The sequence below is a fragment of the Mesorhizobium sp. M7A.F.Ca.CA.002.15.2.1 genome (assembly GCF_003998715.1).
GTDB classification, from domain to species: domain Bacteria; phylum Pseudomonadota; class Alphaproteobacteria; order Rhizobiales; family Rhizobiaceae; genus Mesorhizobium; species Mesorhizobium ciceri.
The window spans coordinates 1-14,604 of sequence record NZ_RZPI01000057.1; the positions used below are offsets into that span (position 1 = coordinate 1).

Genomic DNA, 14,604 nt, shown 5'->3' on the forward strand with positions numbered 1-14,604 from the left:
GGCTTGAGCCCTGCCTTGGCGGCCGGTCCGGTCGCCTCGACCGACGAGACCAGCGCACCGGTCGGCTTCTCCATGCCGAGCGATTCTGCGATCTGCGGCGTCACCGCTTCGAACTCGGCGCCGATATAGGGCCGTTCGAAGAAGTCGAGCCCGGCCTTGGCCGCGTCGGCAAAGGCGCGAACCATGTTCGAGGGAATGGCGAAGCCGATGCCGATCGAACCACCGCTGCGGCTGTAGATGGCCGTGTTGATGCCGACCAGCTGGCCGCCCATGTTGATCAGCGCGCCGCCGGAATTGCCGGGATTGATGGCGGCGTCGGTCTGGATGAAGAAGCTGGAATCGGAGACGCCGATATGGCTGCGGGCCAGTGCCGAGACGATGCCGCTGGTGGTGGTCTGGCCGACGCCGAAAGGGTTGCCGATGGCCAGCAGCAGGTCGCCGACCTCGAGCGCGTCGGAATCGCCGATGGCAATGACCGGAAACGGCTTGTCCGAGGTGATCTTGAGCACGGCAAGGTCGAGAGTCTCGTCCTTGAGCAGCACCTTGCTGTCGAACTCACGCCCATCAGCGGTCGCCACCTTGACCCGGTCGGCATCCTTGATGACGTGGTAATTGGTGACCACGACGCCGGTCGGATCGACCAGCACGCCGGAACCCAGTGAAGACTGCGCACGCGGCTGCGAGCGGCCGAAGAATTCCTCGAAGAACGGATCACCGTCGAAAGGCGATGTCACCTTGGCGGTCTGCGAGGCATAGACGTTGACCACCGCCGGCGCCGTCTGCTTGACCAGCGGCGCAAACGACAGCTGCACCTCCTCGCGGCCGAACGGCACGCGCTTGTCGGGACCGGACGTCGCGTTCTCGCCCTCGACGCCATGCAGCAGGTCGGTCAGCACATCGGACAGGCCGGGATCGGTCTTGGTCTCCTCGGCCAATGCCTGCCTGACCACCGGTGCGGCCGCAAACGCCATGATGGCGAAAAGCAGAACAAAGGGCAGTCTTCTGGCGCGCATTCGCGAATCCTCCAAGGCAAGTTCGGGGGCATTGTCCCGACGATTGTGCAAAATGAAAGGCTAAGCCGCTGAAATCCGACTATTTTGGGCCAAAACCCCAGGGGCATGCCCGGAAATCGGATTCCGGCGCGGTTTGCTGCTTTCAGAAAACAAAAAGGGGCCCGCAGGCCCCTTTGAACTCATTTGGGAAAACCGAGCCTTATGCGGCTGCGGCGTCCGCATCAGCGCTTTCGGCCTCGATGCGAGCGCGGTCGCCGGCGCCCTTGGCCGAGACGTCGCGATCGACGAACTCGATGACAGCCATGGCGGCGTTGTCACCGTGACGGAAGCCCGCCTTCATGATGCGCAGATAGCCGCCATTGCGGTTGGCGTAGCGCGGCGCGATGGTGTCGAACAGACGCTTGACGACGCCTTCATTGCCGATCTGGGCAATGACCTGGCGGCGGGCGTGCAGGTCGCCACGCTTGCCGAGCGTCACCAGCTTCTCGACGATCGGACGCAGGTCCTTCGCCTTCGGCAAGGTTGTGACGATCTGCTCGTGCTCGAGCAGCGACACGGCGAGGTTGGCGAACATCGACTTGCGATGGCTAATGCTTCGGGCGAAGCGGCGGCCTTTGAAACCGTGGCGCATGGCTCTTTTCCTTCTTCAGTTGTTCAAGAGGCCGCGGCCTCTGATGGTTTTCCGCATGACCGTCGGATCGAGCGGCCCACGCCGCCGATCCTTGGAATTCATGCTCAATATTGGTCTTCGTAACGCTTAGCGAGGTCTTCGATGTTTTCCGGCGGCCAGTCCGGCACTTCCATGCCGAGGTGCAGGCCCATCGCCGCCAGAACTTCCTTGATCTCGTTCAGCGACTTGCGGCCGAAGTTCGGGGTGCGCAGCATCTCGGCTTCGGTCTTCTGGATCAGGTCGCCGATATAGACGATGTTGTCGTTCTTCAGGCAGTTGGCCGAACGCACCGAAAGCTCGAGTTCGTCGACCTTCTTGAGCAGCGCCGGGTTGAAGGCGAGCTCGGTGACGGCCTCGGCAGCGACTTCCTTCTGCGGCTCGTCGAAGTTGACGAACAGGCCGAGCTGGTCCTGCAGGATGCGGGCGGCGAAAGCCACTGCGTCCTCGCCGGTGATCGAACCGTCGGTCTCGATCGTCATGGTCAGCTTGTCATAGTCGAGAACCTGGCCCTCGCGGGTGTTCTCGACCTTGTAGGAGACCTTCTTGACCGGCGAATAAAGGCTGTCGACCGGGATGAGGCCGATCGGCGCGTCTTCGGCGCGGTTGCGGTCGGCCGGCACGTAACCCTTGCCGGTGTCGACGGTGAATTCCATGCGGATTTCAGCGCCTTCGTCCAGCGTGCAGATGACGTGGTCGGGGTTGAGGATCTCGACGTCGCCAACCGTCTGGATGTCGCCGGCAAGAACCGCACCCGGTCCCTGCTTGCGAACGACCATGCGCTTGGGACCATCGCCTTCCATGCGGATGGCGATTTCCTTGATATTCAAGACGATGTCGGTCACGTCCTCGCGCACACCGGCGATGGACGAGAATTCATGTAGAACGCCGTCGATCTGCACGGCGGTAACAGCCGCACCGCGCAGCGAAGACAGAAGCACGCGGCGCAGCGCGTTGCCCAGCGTCAGGCCAAAGCCACGCTCGAGAGGCTCGGCGACCAGCGTGGTCAGCGTCTTCTTCTTCGACGAGAACTCGATCTTGTTCGGCTTGATCAGTTCCTGCCAATTTTTCTGGATCATGATGCTTTCCTTCCGTTGACCCGCCACCATCCAATCGTGGCGGGCGACCTGGAATGCCGCGGAGGAGCGCCCAAGGGCGCTCGCGCGGCGTTCGGTAAATGCTTAGACGCGACGCTTCTTGCGCGGGCGGCAGCCATTGTGCGGGATCGGCGTCACATCACGGATCGAGGTGATGGTGAAGCCGGCCGCCTGCAGGGCGCGCAGTGCCGATTCACGACCGGAGCCGGGTCCGCAGACCTCGACTTCGAGCATGCGCATGCCGTGTTCCTGGGCCTTCTTGGCAACATCCTCGGCAGCCATCTGGGCAGCGAACGGGGTCGACTTGCGCGAACCCTTGAAGCCCTGAGCACCGGCAGACGACCAGGCAATCGAATTGCCCTGCGCATCGGTGATGGTGATCATCGTGTTGTTGAAGGTCGAATTGACGTGGGCAACGCCCGACGAGATATTCTTGCGTTCGCGACGGCGAACACGAGCGGCTTCCTTGGCCATGATAGTCCTTTCAGTTGATCTCTACACCGCCGTAATGCCAGCGGCTCCACCTTCGTAAGGGAGTAGGGGAATAGGGCAGCAAGGGAGTAGGGAAAAACGCGACCCGACTGGCGGGCATTCCCTACTGCCTTACTCCCCTACTCCCTTATTCCCCTAAAAAAATTACTTCTTCTTGCCGGCGATCGACTTGGCCGGGCCCTTGCGGGTGCGCGCATTGGTATGCGTGCGCTGGCCGCGGACCGGCAGCGAGCGGCGGTGACGCAGGCCGCGGTAGCAGCCGAGGTCCATGAGCCGCTTGATGTTCATCGAGACTTCGCGGCGCAGGTCGCCTTCAACCTGGTAATCGCGGTCGATGGTCTCGCGGATCTGCAGCACTTCCGCGTCGGTCAGCTGGTTGACGCGGCGCTCGGCCGGGATGCCGACCTTGTCGACGATCTCCTGGGCGAACCGCTTGCCAATGCCGTGAATGTACTGAAGCGCAATGACAACGCGCTTGTTGGTCGGAATGTTGACGCCGGCTATACGAGCCATGTTCTTCCCTTCTCCATGTGGGCCGGCCAATCCTCAAAAACAAGGTAGGCTCGGCGCTGTCTTAAGTTGCCCCGCGTCCGGTGGAGGCCGGCCCATGCGGGAGTTTCCAGTTCAATGCGGCTGCCTTGCCCTTGCGGACAAGCAAAGCTCATGCCTGATAGGAAGACGGGCCGCCATACCGCAGCGAACCGCCTCCGTCAAGTGCAATCGTTAATTTCCCCGCACCGCGTCCTTGAGCACCGCTTCGATCTGTTCCGTCACGGCGTCGATATCGGCCATGCCATCGACACTGCGGAGCTTGCCCTTGGCATAGTAGTAGCCAATCAGCGGCGACGTCTTCTTGTAGTATTCCCTCAGGCGCTCTTCGAACACGGTCGGATTGTCGTCCTTGCGAACGGGAAGGCCGGCGGCCTGCGCCTCGTCGGCGCGTTTGACGATCCGGCCAACCAGGGCCTTGTCGTCGACCACGAGTTCAATGACGGCGTCGAGCCCCTGCGAGCGATCCGACAGCATCTGCTCGACCGCATCCGCCTGCACCAGGGTCCGCGGATAGCCGTCGAGGATGAACCCCTTGGCGCAGTCGGGCTGATCGATACGCTCAGCGACGATCGCGTTGACGATCGCGTCGGACACCAGTTCACCGGCATCCATCACCGCCTTGGCGCGCTTGCCAACCTCGGTGCCTGCCTGGACGGCAGCACGCAGCATGTCGCCCGTCGAGAGCTGGGGTATGCCGTGTTTTTCTACCAGTCTTTGTGCTTGCGTCCCCTTGCCCGCTCCTGGCGGCCCAAGCAATATCAACCTCATCTGGCTTTCTTCCCCCCGCGCAGCTTCGACTTCTTGATCAGGCCTTCATACTGGTGCGCGATCAGGTGACCCTGAATCTGCGCAACCGTATCGAGCGTGACACTGACCACGATCAGAAGCGATGTGCCACCAAGGTAGAACGGTACGCCAGTCGCCGAGATCAGGAACTCCGGCAGCAGGCACACCAGCACCAGATAGATGGCGCCGACGACGGTGATGCGGGTGAGAACGTAATCGATATAATCGGCGGTGCGCTCGCCCGGACGATAGCCCGGGATGAAGCCCGAATGCTTCTTGAGCTGGTCGGCGGTGTCCTTCGGGTTGAAGACAATCGCGGTGTAGAAGAAGGCGAAGAACACGATCATCGCCGCATAAAACAGCATGTAGAGCGGCTGGCCGTGGCCGAGCGAGGCGAGCACGGTGCTTGCCCACGCCGGCAGGTTCGTCGTCTGCGAGAAGCCGGCGACGGTGGCCGGCAGCAAAAGCAGCGACGAGGCAAAGATCGGCGGAATGACGCCCGACGTGTTGAGCTTCAGCGGCAGGTGCGAGGTATCGCCCTGGAACATCCGGTTGCCGACCTGGCGCTTTGGATACTGGATCAGCAAGCGGCGCTGGGCGCGCTCGAAGAACACGATGAGCGCAATGACGACGATAGCCAGCACGATGATCGCCAGGATCAGGCCGGTCGACAGCGCGCCGGTGCGGCCAAGCTCCAGCGTGCCGGAGATGGCGTGCGGCAGGCCGGCGACGATGCCGGAGAAGATGATCAGCGAAATACCGTTGCCGATGCCGCGGGCGGTGATCTGCTCGCCCAGCCACATCAGGAACATGGTGCCGCCGACCAGCGTGACGACGGTCGAGATGCGGAAGAACATGCCGGGGTCACTGACGATGCCGTTGCCGCCTTCCAGACCGACCGAAATGCCATAGGCCTGAACCAGCGCAAGCAGCACGGTGCCGTAGCGCGTGTACTGGTTAATGACCTTGCGGCCCTGTTCGCCTTCCTTCTTCAGCGCTTCCAATGACGGGATGACCGAGGTCATCAGCTGCATGATGATGGAGGCGGAGATGTAAGGCATGATGCCGAGCGCAAAGATCGCCATGCGCTGCACGGCGCCGCCGGCGAACATGTTGAACATGCCGAGCACGCCCTTGCTCTGCGAAGAGAAGGCCTGGGCGAAGGCGTCGGGATTGATACCGGGAAGCGGGATGTAGGTGCCGAGGCGATAAACCAGCAGCGCGCCGATCGTGAACCAGATGCGCTTCTTCAAATCCTCCGCCTTGGCGAAGGCCGAGAAATTCAGATTCGAGGCTAATTGTTCAGCAGCCGAAGCCATGCCTGATTCTCCGCTTGGTAACGCTTGATGGCCCTGAGGTCAGGCGGCGCGTTTCACCGAAGCTCACGAGATAAGCTCCGGGCTCTAAACATGCAAGCGGCCGCGTTGACGCGGCCGCCTCGTTGAGCAGATCAAAGCGAAATCGTGAGCAAAAACGGATCCCACTCCTGCCGATCGCGCTTCAAATTGCCGTTACTCGGCAGCTGCTTTTTCCTGCGGCAGCTTGACCGAACCGCCGGCCTTTTCGATCTTCTCGATCGCGGCCTTGGAGGCGCCGGCGACGTCAAAGGCGAGCTTCGCCTTGATCTCGCCATCCGAGAGGATGCGCACGCCGTCCTTGACGCGGCGGATGACGCCGGCGGCAACCAGCGATTCAGCCGTCACGGTTGCCTTGGCGTCGAGCTTCTTGGCGTCGATGGCCACCTGGATGCGGGCCAGCGACACGACGGTGAAGCTCTTGGCGAAGATGTTGTTGAAGCCACGCTTCGGCAGGCGCCGGTAGAGCGGCATCTGGCCACCCTCGAAGCCGTTGATGGCGACGCCGGAGCGCGCCTTCTGGCCCTTGACGCCGCGACCGCCGGTCTTGCCGGAGCCGGAGCCGATACCACGGCCGAGACGCTTCTTGGAGTGCGTCGCGCCGTCCTTGTCACGCAGATCGTTGAGTTTCATCTGACTTCTCCTGCGCTCTGGCTCAGCCCTCGTCCACGACGCGGACGAGATGCTGGACGGCAGCGATCATGCCGCGCACGGAGGGCGTATCTTCCAGCGTGCGCTGCTTGTGCATCTTGTTGAGGCCGAGGCCGACCAGCGTCGCGCGCTGTTCCTTCGGACGGCGGATCGGCGAACCGATCTGCTCAACGGTGATGGTCTTGGTTGCTTTCTTGGCCATGGTCAAAATCCCTGGTCAGATCGACTATTCTTCAGCCGCAACGGCGGTGCCGCGGCGGGCCTGAAGGGTCGAATACTTGATGCCGCGAGCAGCAGCCACATCCTTGGGATGCATCTGGCTCTTCAGCGCGTCGAAGGTGGCGCGAACCATGTTGTAGGGGTTCGACGAACCCATCGACTTGGCGACCACGTCATGCATGCCGAGCGTCTCGAAGACAGCGCGCATCGGGCCACCGGCGATGATGCCGGTACCTTGCTTGGCGGCGCGCAGCAGCACGCGTCCAGCACCCCAGCGTCCTTCGACGTCGTGATGCAGCGTACGGCCCGAGCGCAGCGGCACGAAAATCATGTCGCGCTTGGCCGATTCAGTTGCCTTGCGGATAGCTTCCGGCACTTCGCGCGCCTTGCCGTGACCAAAGCCGACGCGGCCCTTCTGGTCGCCGACGACGACGAGTGCTGCAAAACCGAAGCGACGGCCGCCCTTGACGACCTTGGCGACGCGGTTGATGTGGACGAGCTTGTCCACCATGCCGTCATCGCGTTCTTCACGATCGCGGCCGCGGCCGCCATCCCTACGTTCCTGTGCCATATCCTGTTCCTTGTTTTTTTCCGGAAGCACGGTTGCTGATAAGATCCGGTGCCTCGCCCCGATTAAATCGGGAAACGGTCACCGGGGGCGAAATCATTTCCTTCGCATAATCTTTATCCGAAAAGTCTGCAACTTTTCGGGATCATGCTTAGAAGCTCAAGCCACCTTCGCGGGCAGCCTCGGCGAGCGCCTTGACGCGGCCGTGATAGATGTAAGCGCCGCGGTCGAAGACGACTTCCTTGACGCCGGCCTTGGTGGCGCGCTCGGCGATCAGCTTGCCGATCGCGGTGGCGGCAGCGGTGTCGGCGCCGGTCTTGAGCGAACCCTTGAAGTCCTTCTCGAGCGTCGAAGCGGCGGCGATGGTGTGGCCCTTGGCGTCGTCGATGACCTGCACATAGATGTTCTTCGACGTGCGGTGAACCGACAGACGCGGACGCTCGCCGGCGACCTTCTTGATCTGACGACGGACGCGCTGCGCGCGGCGCTGCGTGGATTCCTTGGTACCCATGATGGTCTTCCTTGCCTTCAAAAAACGGGGGCCGCCATATGCGGTAGGCGAAAGCGCCTCCCGCGACCGCTCCCCGCGGCGTTACACTCTTGGCTTGGCCCTTTCCGAAAAGTCTTCAACTTCTCGAGGCCAGGCCTACTACTTCTTCTTGCCTTCCTTGCGGACGATCTTCTCGCCGGCGTAGCGGACGCCCTTGCCCTTGTAAGGCTCGGGACCACGATACTCGCGGATCTCGGCCGCAACCTGGCCGACCTGCTGCTTGTCGATGCCGGCCACAGTGATTTCAGTCGGCTTCGGCACGGTGATGGTGATGCCCTGCGGCGTCTCATAGACGACGTCATGGCTGAAGCCAAGCGCCAGCTGCAGGTTCTTGCCCTGAAGTGCCGCGCGATAGCCGACGCCGGTGATCTCGAGCTTCTTCTCGAAACCGTCCTTGACACCCTGCAGGATGTTGACGATCTGCGTGCGCGACATGCCCCACTTGGAGCGGGCGGTCTTGGTCTGGTCGCGCGGCTGGACAGCGATCTCGCTGCCTTCCATCTTGACCAGCACTTCGTCGTTCACCACGAACTTCAGCTCACCCTTGGGGCCCTTCGCCGTCACGGTCTGGCCGTTGACGGTCGCGGTCACGCCCTGCGGCAGCGAAACGGGTTTCTTTCCAATACGAGACATTTTGTTGTCCTCGTCACTTCTCTTGTTTCAGGTCTCTGTCTTCGGGAACGATCCGAAGACCGGATTCCACTTTGCGGTCAACTGCCAGATCAGAAGATCTGGCAGAGGATCTCACCGCCGACGTTCTGTTCACGTGCTTCATGGTCGGCCATCACGCCCTTCGGTGTCGAAAGGATGGCGATGCCGAGGCCGTTTGCGACCTGCGGAATCGACTTGGCCGAAACATAGACGCGGCGGCCTGGCTTCGAAACGCGGGCGATTTCGCGCACGACCGGCGCGCCGTCGAAATACTTCAGCTCGATCTCGATTTCGGACTTGCCGTTGTCGAAGTCGGTCTGGCTGTAATCGCGGATATAGCCTTCAGCCTTCAGCACGTCGAGGACGCGGGTGCGCAGACGCGAAGCCGGCGTCGAAACGCTCGACTTCTTGCGGCCATACGCGTTGCGGATGCGGGTCAGCATATCGCCGAGAGGATCGCTCAATGACATGTTATGTCCTCCTTACCAGCTCGACTTGACCAGGCCCGGGATCTGGCCGTTATTGCCGAGATCACGAAGCGCGATGCGCGATACTTTGAGCTTGCGATAGTAGGCGCGCGGACGGCCGGTGACTTCGCAGCGGTTGCGGATGCGGATCTTGGCCGAGTTGCGCGGCATGGCAGCAAGCTTGAGCTGAGCGCGGAAACGCTCTTCCATCGGCTTGGACTGATCCATGATGATCGCCTTGAGCGCAGCCCGCTTGGGACCGTACTGGTCGGCAAGCTTGCGGCGCCTGTTGTTCTTCTCGACTGAGCTGGTCTTTGCCATTTCAGATTTTTCCTTTTCTCGCTGCCGTTACTGGCGGAAGGGGAAGTTGAAGGCCTTGAGCAATGCCCTGGCTTCGTCGTCCGTCTTCGCAGTCGTACAAACGATGACGTCCATGCCCCAGATCTGATCAACCTTGTCGTAGTTGATCTCCGGGAACACGATGTGTTCCTTGATGCCCATGGCGTAGTTGCCACGGCCATCGAAGCTCTTCGGATTCAGTCCGCGAAAGTCGCGGACGCGCGGCAGTGCGATGTTCACGAGGCGGTCGAGGAACTCATACATCCGTTCCTTGCGCAACGTGACCTTGGCGCCGATTGGCATCTTCTCGCGGACCTTGAAGCCGGCGATCGAGTTGCGGGCGCGGGTGACGACGGCCTTCTGGCCGGCAATCATCGCCAGGTCTTCGGCCGCGATCGAAGGCTTCTTCGAATCGGCGGTCGCTTCGCCGACGCCCATGTTCAGCACGATCTTGTCGATGCGCGGAACCTGCATCTCGTTGTCGTAGCCGAACTGTTCCTGCAGCGCCTTGCGGATGGTCTCGTTGTAGACCTGCTTGAGGCGCGGCGTGTTCTGAGCCTTGGACTGTTTGCTTTCAGCCGTGGGCTTCGTGGTTTGAGCCTTAGCCATTGATGACTTCTCCCGAGCGCTTGGCGACGCGCACCTTCTTGCCGTCCTTCTGGAAGATGAAGCCGACGCGGGTCGGCTTGCCATCCTTGGGGTCGGCCAGCGCGATGTTCGACAGCTGGATCGGCGCTTCCTTGGTGATGATCCCGCCCTCTTGGGACTGGGACTGCTTCTGGTGACGGCGGATCATGTTGACGCCGCGCACCAGCGCGGTGTCTTCCTTCGGCTGTACCGAGAGGACTTCGCCCGAACGGCCCTTGTCCTTGCCGGCCAGCACGACGACCTTGTCGCCTTTTCTAATTTTTTGCATTGGTCCGGCTCCTTACAGCACTTCAGGCGCGAGCGAGATGATCTTCATGTGGTTCTTGGCGCGGAGTTCGCGCGGAACCGGTCCGAAGATACGCGTGCCGATCGGCTCTTTCTTGTTGTCGACGAGAACGGCCGCGTTCTTGTCGAAACGGATCACGCTGCCATCCGGGCGGCGAATGTCCTTGGCCGTGCGAACCACGACCGCCTTCATCACATCGCCCTTCTTCACGCGGCCGCGCGGAATGGCTTCCTTGATCGACACCACGATGATGTCGCCCACGGAAGCGTATTTCCGCTTCGAGCCGCCCAGCACCTTGATGCACATGACACGACGGGCGCCGGAATTATCCGCGACGTCGAGGTTTGTTTGCATCTGAATCATGACTGGCCGCCTTCTTCTCTTCTAACGGGATGGGCTCAAAGCCCCTCCCCGGTCTGTCCAAAATTCGTTGTTTACGCCCGAGGTCAGGCTTGGTCCGAAGACACGACGATCCAGCGCTTGTCCTTGGAAATCGGCTTCGATTCCTGGATGAACACCTGATCGCCAACCTTGTGGGCGTTGTTCTCGTCGTGCGCCTTGTACTTCTTGGTCATGCGCACGGTCTTCTTCATCACGGGATGCGTGAAGCGCCGTTCGACCTTGACGACAACCGTCTTCTCGTTCTTGTCGCTGACGACGGTGCCCTGCAGAATGCGCTTTGGCATGGTTTTCGTCCTTAAGCCTTCTTAGCCGCGGACTTTTCCGCAGCGATGGTCTTGATACGCGCAATGTCCTTACGAACCTGTCTCACGCGCGCGGTCTTCTCGAGCTGGCCGGTGGCCTTCTGGAAGCGCAGGTTGAACTGCTCCTTCTTCAGGCTGGCCAGGTCGTCGGTCAGCTGGTCCTGGGTCTTGGTCCGGATGTCTTCGGCTTTCATGATCAGCCCGTCCTTATTCTGCGATGCGCTGCACGAAGCGCGTCTTGACCGAGAGCTTGGCCGCGCCGAGACGCAGTGCCTCACGGGCGGTTTCTTCATTGACGCCGTCGATCTCGAACATGATGCGGCCTGGCTTGACGCGCGCCGCCCAATAATCGACCGCGCCCTTGCCCTTACCCATGCGGACTTCGGTCGGCTTCGAAGTGACCGGCACGTCCGGGAAAATACGGATCCAGACGCGACCAGCGCGCTTCATTTCACGGGTGATCGCGCGGCGGGCCGCCTCGATCTCACGTGCGGTGACGCGGTTCGGCTCAAGCGCCTTCAGCCCGAAACCACCGAAATCCAGGTTGGTGCCGCCCTTTGCGGTACCATGGATACGGCCCTTGAACTGCTTGCGGAACTTTGTGCGCTTTGGCTGCAGCATCGTTCTAACTCCAAATTCCTAAATGTCTCAGGCGTTTTCGCGACGACGACCGCGTTCGCGATCACCACCACCGCCATGCGCTGCATCGCTTTCGCTGGCCCGACGCTCCGAAGCCATCGGGTCATGCTCAAGGATCTCGCCCTTGAACACCCAGACCTTGACGCCGCAGATGCCATAAGCCGTGTGCGCTTCGGCCGTACCGTAGTCGACGTCCGCACGCAGCGTATGCAGCGGCACGCGACCTTCGCGATACCATTCCATACGCGCGATCTCAGCGCCGCCGAGGCGGCCGGCGCAGTTGATGCGGATGCCTTCGGCACCGAGGCGCATCGCCGACTGAACGGCACGCTTCATGGCGCGGCGGAACGCGATACGACGCTCGAGCTGCTGGGCGATCGACTGGGCGACCAGGGTCGCGTCGATCTCCGGCTTGCGCACTTCAACGATGTTGAGGTGCGTCTCGGACTTCGTCATCTCCATCAGCTTCTTGCGAAGCTTCTCGATGTCGGCGCCCTTCTTGCCGATGATCAGACCCGGGCGCGCGGCATGGATGGTGACGCGGCACTTCTTGTGCGGACGCTCGATCACGACCTTCGAGATGGCAGCCTGCTTGAGCTCCTTCTCGAGATACTTGCGGATCTTGATGTCCTCATGCAGCAGCTTGCCGTACTCGCCGGTGTTCGCGAACCAGCGCGAATCCCAGGTGCGGTTGATGCCGAGGCGAAGACCGATCGGATTGACTTTCTGGCCCATTATGCGGCCTCCCCTTTTTCTTCGACTTCACGAACGACGATCGTGAGGTGCGAGAACGGCTTCTCGATACGGCTGGCGCGACCGCGGCCACGGGCATGGAACCGCTTCATGACGATCGACTTGCCGACATAGGCTTCCGCCACGATCAGCGCATCGACATCCAGGTCGTGGTTGTTTTCCGCGTTGGCGATTGCCGATTCCAGCGTCTTCTTGACCGTGCCGGAAATCCGCTTGGCCGAGAATTCGAGATCGGAAAGCGCTGTCGCGACCTTCTTGCCGCGGATCAGCGCGGCAACCAGGTTCAGCTTCTGCGGGCTGATACGGATCGTGCGCAATACGGCGCGCGCTTCGTTATCAGCAAGCCTGCGCGGAGCTTTGGCCTTGCCCATGATTATTTCCTCTTCGCCTTCTTATCCGCGCCGTGACCGTAATAGGTCCGGGTCGGAGCGAATTCACCGAACTTGTGACCGACCATGTCCTCGTTCACCGAGACGGGAACATGCTTCTGGCCGTTGTAGACACCGAAGGTGAAGCCGACGAACTGCGGCAGGATGGTGGAGCGACGGCTCCACATCTTGATCACCTCATTGCGACCACCTTCACGAACCTTGTCCACCTTCTTGAGAAGGTAGCCGTCAATGAAGGGGCCTTTCCAAATCGAACGAGTCACTTGGCGTTACCTCTTCTTAGCTCTTGCGCTGATGGCGCGAGCGCAGGATGAACTTGTCGGTCGCCTTGTTGGACCGCGTCTTCTTGCCCTTGGTCGGCTTGCCCCAGGGCGAAACCGGATGGCGGCCACCCGATGTGCGGCCTTCGCCGCCGCCGTGCGGATGGTCGACCGGGTTCATGGTCACGCCGCGATTGTGCGGGCGCTTGCCACGCCAGACCGTGCGACCGGCCTTGCCGTCATTGATGTTGCCGTGGTCCGGATTGGACACGGCGCCAACAGTGGCCATGCAGGAGCCGTGAACGACACGCTGCTCGCCCGAATTGAGGCGCAGGATCGCCATGCCCTGGTCACGACCGACCAGCTGACCGTAACCACCTGCCGAACGGGCGACCTGAGCGCCCTTGCCCGGCTTCAGCTCGATGTTGTGGACGATGGTGCCGACCGGCATCGAAGCCAGCGGCATCGCATTGCCCGGCTTCACGTCGACCGATTCACCGGACACGATCTTGTCGCCGGGAGCCAGACGCTGCGGAGCGATGATGTAGGACAGCTCGCCATCCTCATACTTGATCAGCGCGATGAAGGCGGTGCGGTTCGGATCGTACTCAATGCGCTCGACCGTGCCGACGACGTCGAACTTGCGGCGCTTGAAGTCGATGATGCGGTACGAACGCTTGTGACCACCGCCGATGAAGCGGGCGGTGATGCGACCGTGATTGTTGCGGCCGCCCGACTTGGTCAGGCCTTCGGTCAGACCCTTGACGGGCTTGCCCTTGTAGAGGCCCGAGCGGTCGACGATGACCAGCTGACGGGTGCTGGGCGTTACCGGGTTGAATTTTTTCAGTGCCATTGTTCTGTCCTCGCGGCCTTGCTCAGAGACCCGTCGCGACGTCGATCGACTGGCCATCGGCCAGCGTCACAACCGCCTTCTTGACGTCGCTCTGGCGGCCAACCGTGCCACGGAAGCGCTTGATCTTGCCCTTGCGGACAAGCGTGTTCACGGCCATCACCTTGACGCCGAACAGCGCTTCGACGGCGGCCTTGATTTCCGGCTTCGACGCCTTCTTGGCGACGTTGAAGACGACCTTGTTCTGCTCGGAGGCCATGGTCGACTTTTCGGTGATCGCCGGCGAGACGATCACGTCGTAATGACGAAGGTCGGTCATTTAAAACGCTCCTCGAGAGCCTCGACGGCGGCCTTCGAAAGGACCAGCGTGCCGCGGCGCAGAATGTCGTAGACGTTGATGCCCTGGATGGGCAGCACGTCGATGTTGGGGATGTTCGTCGCCGCCAGCTTGAAGTTCTTGTCAAGCTCGGCGCCGCCGATCAGCAAAGCATTGGTCAGGCCCAGCGTCGCGAAATTCGCGATCAGCGCCTTCGTCTTGGCCTCGGTCAGCTTCAGCTCGTCGATGATGATGATCGACGCGCTCTTGGCCTTGGCCGAGAGAGCATGCTTGAGGCCGAGAGCGCGAACCTTCTTCGGCAGTTCGTGCTCGTGGCTGCGAACGACCGGGC

26 protein-coding genes are annotated in these 14,604 nt (G+C 61.6%); all 26 read right to left on the bottom strand.

Annotation, left to right across the window (positions count from 1 at the left end):
- Nucleotides 1-1,013, bottom strand: a 1,013-nt coding sequence (locus ENZ74_RS05845) for a trypsin-like peptidase domain-containing protein (protein WP_127312692.1), incomplete at its 3' end; no start/stop codon positions are given.
- Nucleotides 1,014-1,212: 199 nt separating this feature from the next.
- Complete coding sequence (rplQ, locus tag ENZ74_RS05850) at nucleotides 1,213-1,644, bottom strand: 50S ribosomal protein L17 (protein WP_013531439.1); 432 nt, start codon at nucleotides 1,642-1,644, stop codon at nucleotides 1,213-1,215.
- A 104-nt stretch (nucleotides 1,645-1,748) separates the two neighbouring features.
- Complete coding sequence (locus ENZ74_RS05855) at nucleotides 1,749-2,759, bottom strand: DNA-directed RNA polymerase subunit alpha (RefSeq protein ID WP_013531438.1); 1,011 nt, start codon at nucleotides 2,757-2,759, stop codon at nucleotides 1,749-1,751.
- Between the two features lie 102 nt (nucleotides 2,760-2,861).
- A complete protein-coding gene (gene rpsK / locus ENZ74_RS05860; protein ID WP_006205444.1) occupies nucleotides 2,862-3,251 on the bottom strand; it encodes a 30S ribosomal protein S11 in 390 nt (129 codons plus the stop codon).
- 162 nt (nucleotides 3,252-3,413) lie between these two features.
- Nucleotides 3,414-3,782 (bottom strand): 30S ribosomal protein S13, encoded by a 369-nt coding sequence (rpsM, locus tag ENZ74_RS05865; RefSeq protein ID WP_013531437.1) that lies wholly within the window; start codon nucleotides 3,780-3,782, stop codon nucleotides 3,414-3,416.
- A gap of 210 nt (nucleotides 3,783-3,992) precedes the next feature.
- Nucleotides 3,993-4,589 (bottom strand): adenylate kinase, encoded by a 597-nt coding sequence (locus ENZ74_RS05870; protein ID WP_013531436.1) that lies wholly within the window; start codon nucleotides 4,587-4,589, stop codon nucleotides 3,993-3,995.
- On the bottom strand, nucleotides 4,586-5,926 hold the full coding sequence (secY, locus tag ENZ74_RS05875) for a preprotein translocase subunit SecY (RefSeq protein ID WP_013531435.1): 1,341 nt from the start codon (nucleotides 5,924-5,926) through the stop codon (nucleotides 4,586-4,588). Before secY ends, ENZ74_RS05870 begins: the two co-directional genes overlap by 4 nt.
- A gap of 192 nt (nucleotides 5,927-6,118) precedes the next feature.
- Nucleotides 6,119-6,595 (bottom strand): 50S ribosomal protein L15, encoded by a 477-nt coding sequence (gene rplO, locus ENZ74_RS05880; protein ID WP_013531434.1) that lies wholly within the window; start codon nucleotides 6,593-6,595, stop codon nucleotides 6,119-6,121.
- A 22-nt stretch (nucleotides 6,596-6,617) separates the two neighbouring features.
- A complete protein-coding gene (gene rpmD / locus ENZ74_RS05885) occupies nucleotides 6,618-6,815 on the bottom strand; it encodes a 50S ribosomal protein L30 (protein ID WP_006205449.1) in 198 nt (65 codons plus the stop codon).
- 24 nt (nucleotides 6,816-6,839) lie between these two features.
- Complete coding sequence (gene rpsE / locus ENZ74_RS05890; protein ID WP_006333394.1) at nucleotides 6,840-7,403, bottom strand: 30S ribosomal protein S5; 564 nt, start codon at nucleotides 7,401-7,403, stop codon at nucleotides 6,840-6,842.
- Between the two features lie 148 nt (nucleotides 7,404-7,551).
- Nucleotides 7,552-7,911 (bottom strand): 50S ribosomal protein L18, encoded by a 360-nt coding sequence (rplR, locus tag ENZ74_RS05895; protein ID WP_013531433.1) that lies wholly within the window; start codon nucleotides 7,909-7,911, stop codon nucleotides 7,552-7,554.
- A 138-nt stretch (nucleotides 7,912-8,049) separates the two neighbouring features.
- Nucleotides 8,050-8,583, bottom strand: a complete 534-nt coding sequence (gene rplF, locus ENZ74_RS05900; RefSeq protein ID WP_013531432.1) for a 50S ribosomal protein L6 — start codon at nucleotides 8,581-8,583, stop codon at nucleotides 8,050-8,052.
- Nucleotides 8,584-8,672: 89 nt separating this feature from the next.
- The gene (gene rpsH, locus ENZ74_RS05905; protein ID WP_013531431.1) at nucleotides 8,673-9,071 is read right to left on the bottom strand and encodes a 30S ribosomal protein S8; all 399 of its coding nucleotides are present in this window, start codon (nucleotides 9,069-9,071) and stop codon (nucleotides 8,673-8,675) included.
- Nucleotides 9,072-9,083: 12 nt separating this feature from the next.
- Nucleotides 9,084-9,389: a 30S ribosomal protein S14 gene (rpsN, locus tag ENZ74_RS05910; protein ID WP_013895695.1), complete on the bottom strand. Its 306-nt coding sequence runs from the start codon at nucleotides 9,387-9,389 to the stop codon at nucleotides 9,084-9,086.
- Nucleotides 9,390-9,416: 27 nt separating this feature from the next.
- Nucleotides 9,417-10,016, bottom strand: coding sequence for a 50S ribosomal protein L5 (gene rplE, locus ENZ74_RS05915; RefSeq protein WP_063168070.1), 600 nt, complete (start codon nucleotides 10,014-10,016; stop codon nucleotides 9,417-9,419).
- The gene (gene rplX, locus ENZ74_RS05920; protein ID WP_013531428.1) at nucleotides 10,009-10,323 is read right to left on the bottom strand and encodes a 50S ribosomal protein L24; all 315 of its coding nucleotides are present in this window, start codon (nucleotides 10,321-10,323) and stop codon (nucleotides 10,009-10,011) included. The genes rplE and rplX overlap by 8 nt, the downstream gene beginning before the upstream one ends.
- 12 nt (nucleotides 10,324-10,335) lie before the next feature.
- A complete protein-coding gene (rplN, locus tag ENZ74_RS05925) occupies nucleotides 10,336-10,704 on the bottom strand; it encodes a 50S ribosomal protein L14 (RefSeq protein ID WP_006205457.1) in 369 nt (122 codons plus the stop codon).
- Nucleotides 10,705-10,787: 83 nt separating this feature from the next.
- Nucleotides 10,788-11,027 (bottom strand): 30S ribosomal protein S17, encoded by a 240-nt coding sequence (gene rpsQ, locus ENZ74_RS05930; protein WP_010909280.1) that lies wholly within the window; start codon nucleotides 11,025-11,027, stop codon nucleotides 10,788-10,790.
- A gap of 11 nt (nucleotides 11,028-11,038) precedes the next feature.
- Nucleotides 11,039-11,239, bottom strand: coding sequence for a 50S ribosomal protein L29 (gene rpmC / locus ENZ74_RS05935; RefSeq protein WP_006205459.1), 201 nt, complete (start codon nucleotides 11,237-11,239; stop codon nucleotides 11,039-11,041).
- Between the two features lie 13 nt (nucleotides 11,240-11,252).
- The gene (gene rplP / locus ENZ74_RS05940) at nucleotides 11,253-11,666 is read right to left on the bottom strand and encodes a 50S ribosomal protein L16 (RefSeq protein ID WP_013531427.1); all 414 of its coding nucleotides are present in this window, start codon (nucleotides 11,664-11,666) and stop codon (nucleotides 11,253-11,255) included.
- Nucleotides 11,667-11,693: 27 nt separating this feature from the next.
- A complete protein-coding gene (gene rpsC / locus ENZ74_RS05945) occupies nucleotides 11,694-12,419 on the bottom strand; it encodes a 30S ribosomal protein S3 (protein WP_013531426.1) in 726 nt (241 codons plus the stop codon).
- Complete coding sequence (rplV, locus tag ENZ74_RS05950; RefSeq protein WP_006205462.1) at nucleotides 12,419-12,808, bottom strand: 50S ribosomal protein L22; 390 nt, start codon at nucleotides 12,806-12,808, stop codon at nucleotides 12,419-12,421. The genes rpsC and rplV overlap by 1 nt, the downstream gene beginning before the upstream one ends.
- A 2-nt stretch (nucleotides 12,809-12,810) precedes the next feature.
- Nucleotides 12,811-13,089, bottom strand: coding sequence for a 30S ribosomal protein S19 (gene rpsS, locus ENZ74_RS05955; protein ID WP_006205463.1), 279 nt, complete (start codon nucleotides 13,087-13,089; stop codon nucleotides 12,811-12,813).
- 16 nt (nucleotides 13,090-13,105) lie between these two features.
- Nucleotides 13,106-13,939: a 50S ribosomal protein L2 gene (rplB, locus tag ENZ74_RS05960; protein WP_013531425.1), complete on the bottom strand. Its 834-nt coding sequence runs from the start codon at nucleotides 13,937-13,939 to the stop codon at nucleotides 13,106-13,108.
- A gap of 22 nt (nucleotides 13,940-13,961) precedes the next feature.
- On the bottom strand, nucleotides 13,962-14,255 hold the full coding sequence (locus ENZ74_RS05965) for a 50S ribosomal protein L23 (protein ID WP_013531424.1): 294 nt from the start codon (nucleotides 14,253-14,255) through the stop codon (nucleotides 13,962-13,964).
- The coding region (gene rplD, locus ENZ74_RS05970) for a 50S ribosomal protein L4 (RefSeq protein ID WP_127312693.1) at nucleotides 14,252-14,604 on the bottom strand (353 nt) is incomplete at its 5' end. The genes ENZ74_RS05965 and rplD, both read right to left, overlap by 4 nt.

Coding starts and splice junctions, on each gene's coding strand:
- ENZ74_RS05870 (WP_013531436.1), bottom strand. CDS start 4,589: ATGAGGTTGATATTGCTTGGGCCGCCAGGAGCGGGCAAGGGGACGCAA.
- secY (WP_013531435.1), bottom strand. CDS start 5,926: ATGGCTTCGGCTGCTGAACAATTAGCCTCGAATCTGAATTTCTCGGCC.
- rpsM (WP_013531437.1), bottom strand. CDS start 3,782: ATGGCTCGTATAGCCGGCGTCAACATTCCGACCAACAAGCGCGTTGTC.
- rplE (WP_063168070.1), bottom strand. CDS start 10,016: ATGGCTAAGGCTCAAACCACGAAGCCCACGGCTGAAAGCAAACAGTCC.
- rplN (WP_006205457.1), bottom strand. CDS start 10,704: ATGATTCAGATGCAAACAAACCTCGACGTCGCGGATAATTCCGGCGCC.
- ENZ74_RS05855 (WP_013531438.1), bottom strand. CDS start 2,759: ATGATCCAGAAAAATTGGCAGGAACTGATCAAGCCGAACAAGATCGAG.
- rpsN (WP_013895695.1), bottom strand. CDS start 9,389: ATGGCAAAGACCAGCTCAGTCGAGAAGAACAACAGGCGCCGCAAGCTT.
- rplP (WP_013531427.1), bottom strand. CDS start 11,666: ATGCTGCAGCCAAAGCGCACAAAGTTCCGCAAGCAGTTCAAGGGCCGT.
- rplF (WP_013531432.1), bottom strand. CDS start 8,583: ATGTCTCGTATTGGAAAGAAACCCGTTTCGCTGCCGCAGGGCGTGACC.
- rpsE (WP_006333394.1), bottom strand. CDS start 7,403: ATGGCACAGGAACGTAGGGATGGCGGCCGCGGCCGCGATCGTGAAGAA.
- rpmC (WP_006205459.1), bottom strand. CDS start 11,239: ATGAAAGCCGAAGACATCCGGACCAAGACCCAGGACCAGCTGACCGAC.
- rpmD (WP_006205449.1), bottom strand. CDS start 6,815: ATGGCCAAGAAAGCAACCAAGACCATCACCGTTGAGCAGATCGGTTCG.
- rplX (WP_013531428.1), bottom strand. CDS start 10,323: ATGCAAAAAATTAGAAAAGGCGACAAGGTCGTCGTGCTGGCCGGCAAG.
- rpsK (WP_006205444.1), bottom strand. CDS start 3,251: ATGGCCAAGGAAGCCGCTCGTGTTCGCCGTCGCGAACGCAAGAATATC.
- rplO (WP_013531434.1), bottom strand. CDS start 6,595: ATGAAACTCAACGATCTGCGTGACAAGGACGGCGCGACGCACTCCAAG.
- ENZ74_RS05965 (WP_013531424.1), bottom strand. CDS start 14,255: ATGACCGACCTTCGTCATTACGACGTGATCGTCTCGCCGGCGATCACC.
- rpsQ (WP_010909280.1), bottom strand. CDS start 11,027: ATGCCAAAGCGCATTCTGCAGGGCACCGTCGTCAGCGACAAGAACGAG.
- rplR (WP_013531433.1), bottom strand. CDS start 7,911: ATGGGTACCAAGGAATCCACGCAGCGCCGCGCGCAGCGCGTCCGTCGT.
- rplV (WP_006205462.1), bottom strand. CDS start 12,808: ATGGGCAAGGCCAAAGCTCCGCGCAGGCTTGCTGATAACGAAGCGCGC.
- rplQ (WP_013531439.1), bottom strand. CDS start 1,644: ATGCGCCACGGTTTCAAAGGCCGCCGCTTCGCCCGAAGCATTAGCCAT.
- rplB (WP_013531425.1), bottom strand. CDS start 13,939: ATGGCACTGAAAAAATTCAACCCGGTAACGCCCAGCACCCGTCAGCTG.
- rpsC (WP_013531426.1), bottom strand. CDS start 12,419: ATGGGCCAGAAAGTCAATCCGATCGGTCTTCGCCTCGGCATCAACCGC.
- rpsH (WP_013531431.1), bottom strand. CDS start 9,071: ATGTCATTGAGCGATCCTCTCGGCGATATGCTGACCCGCATCCGCAAC.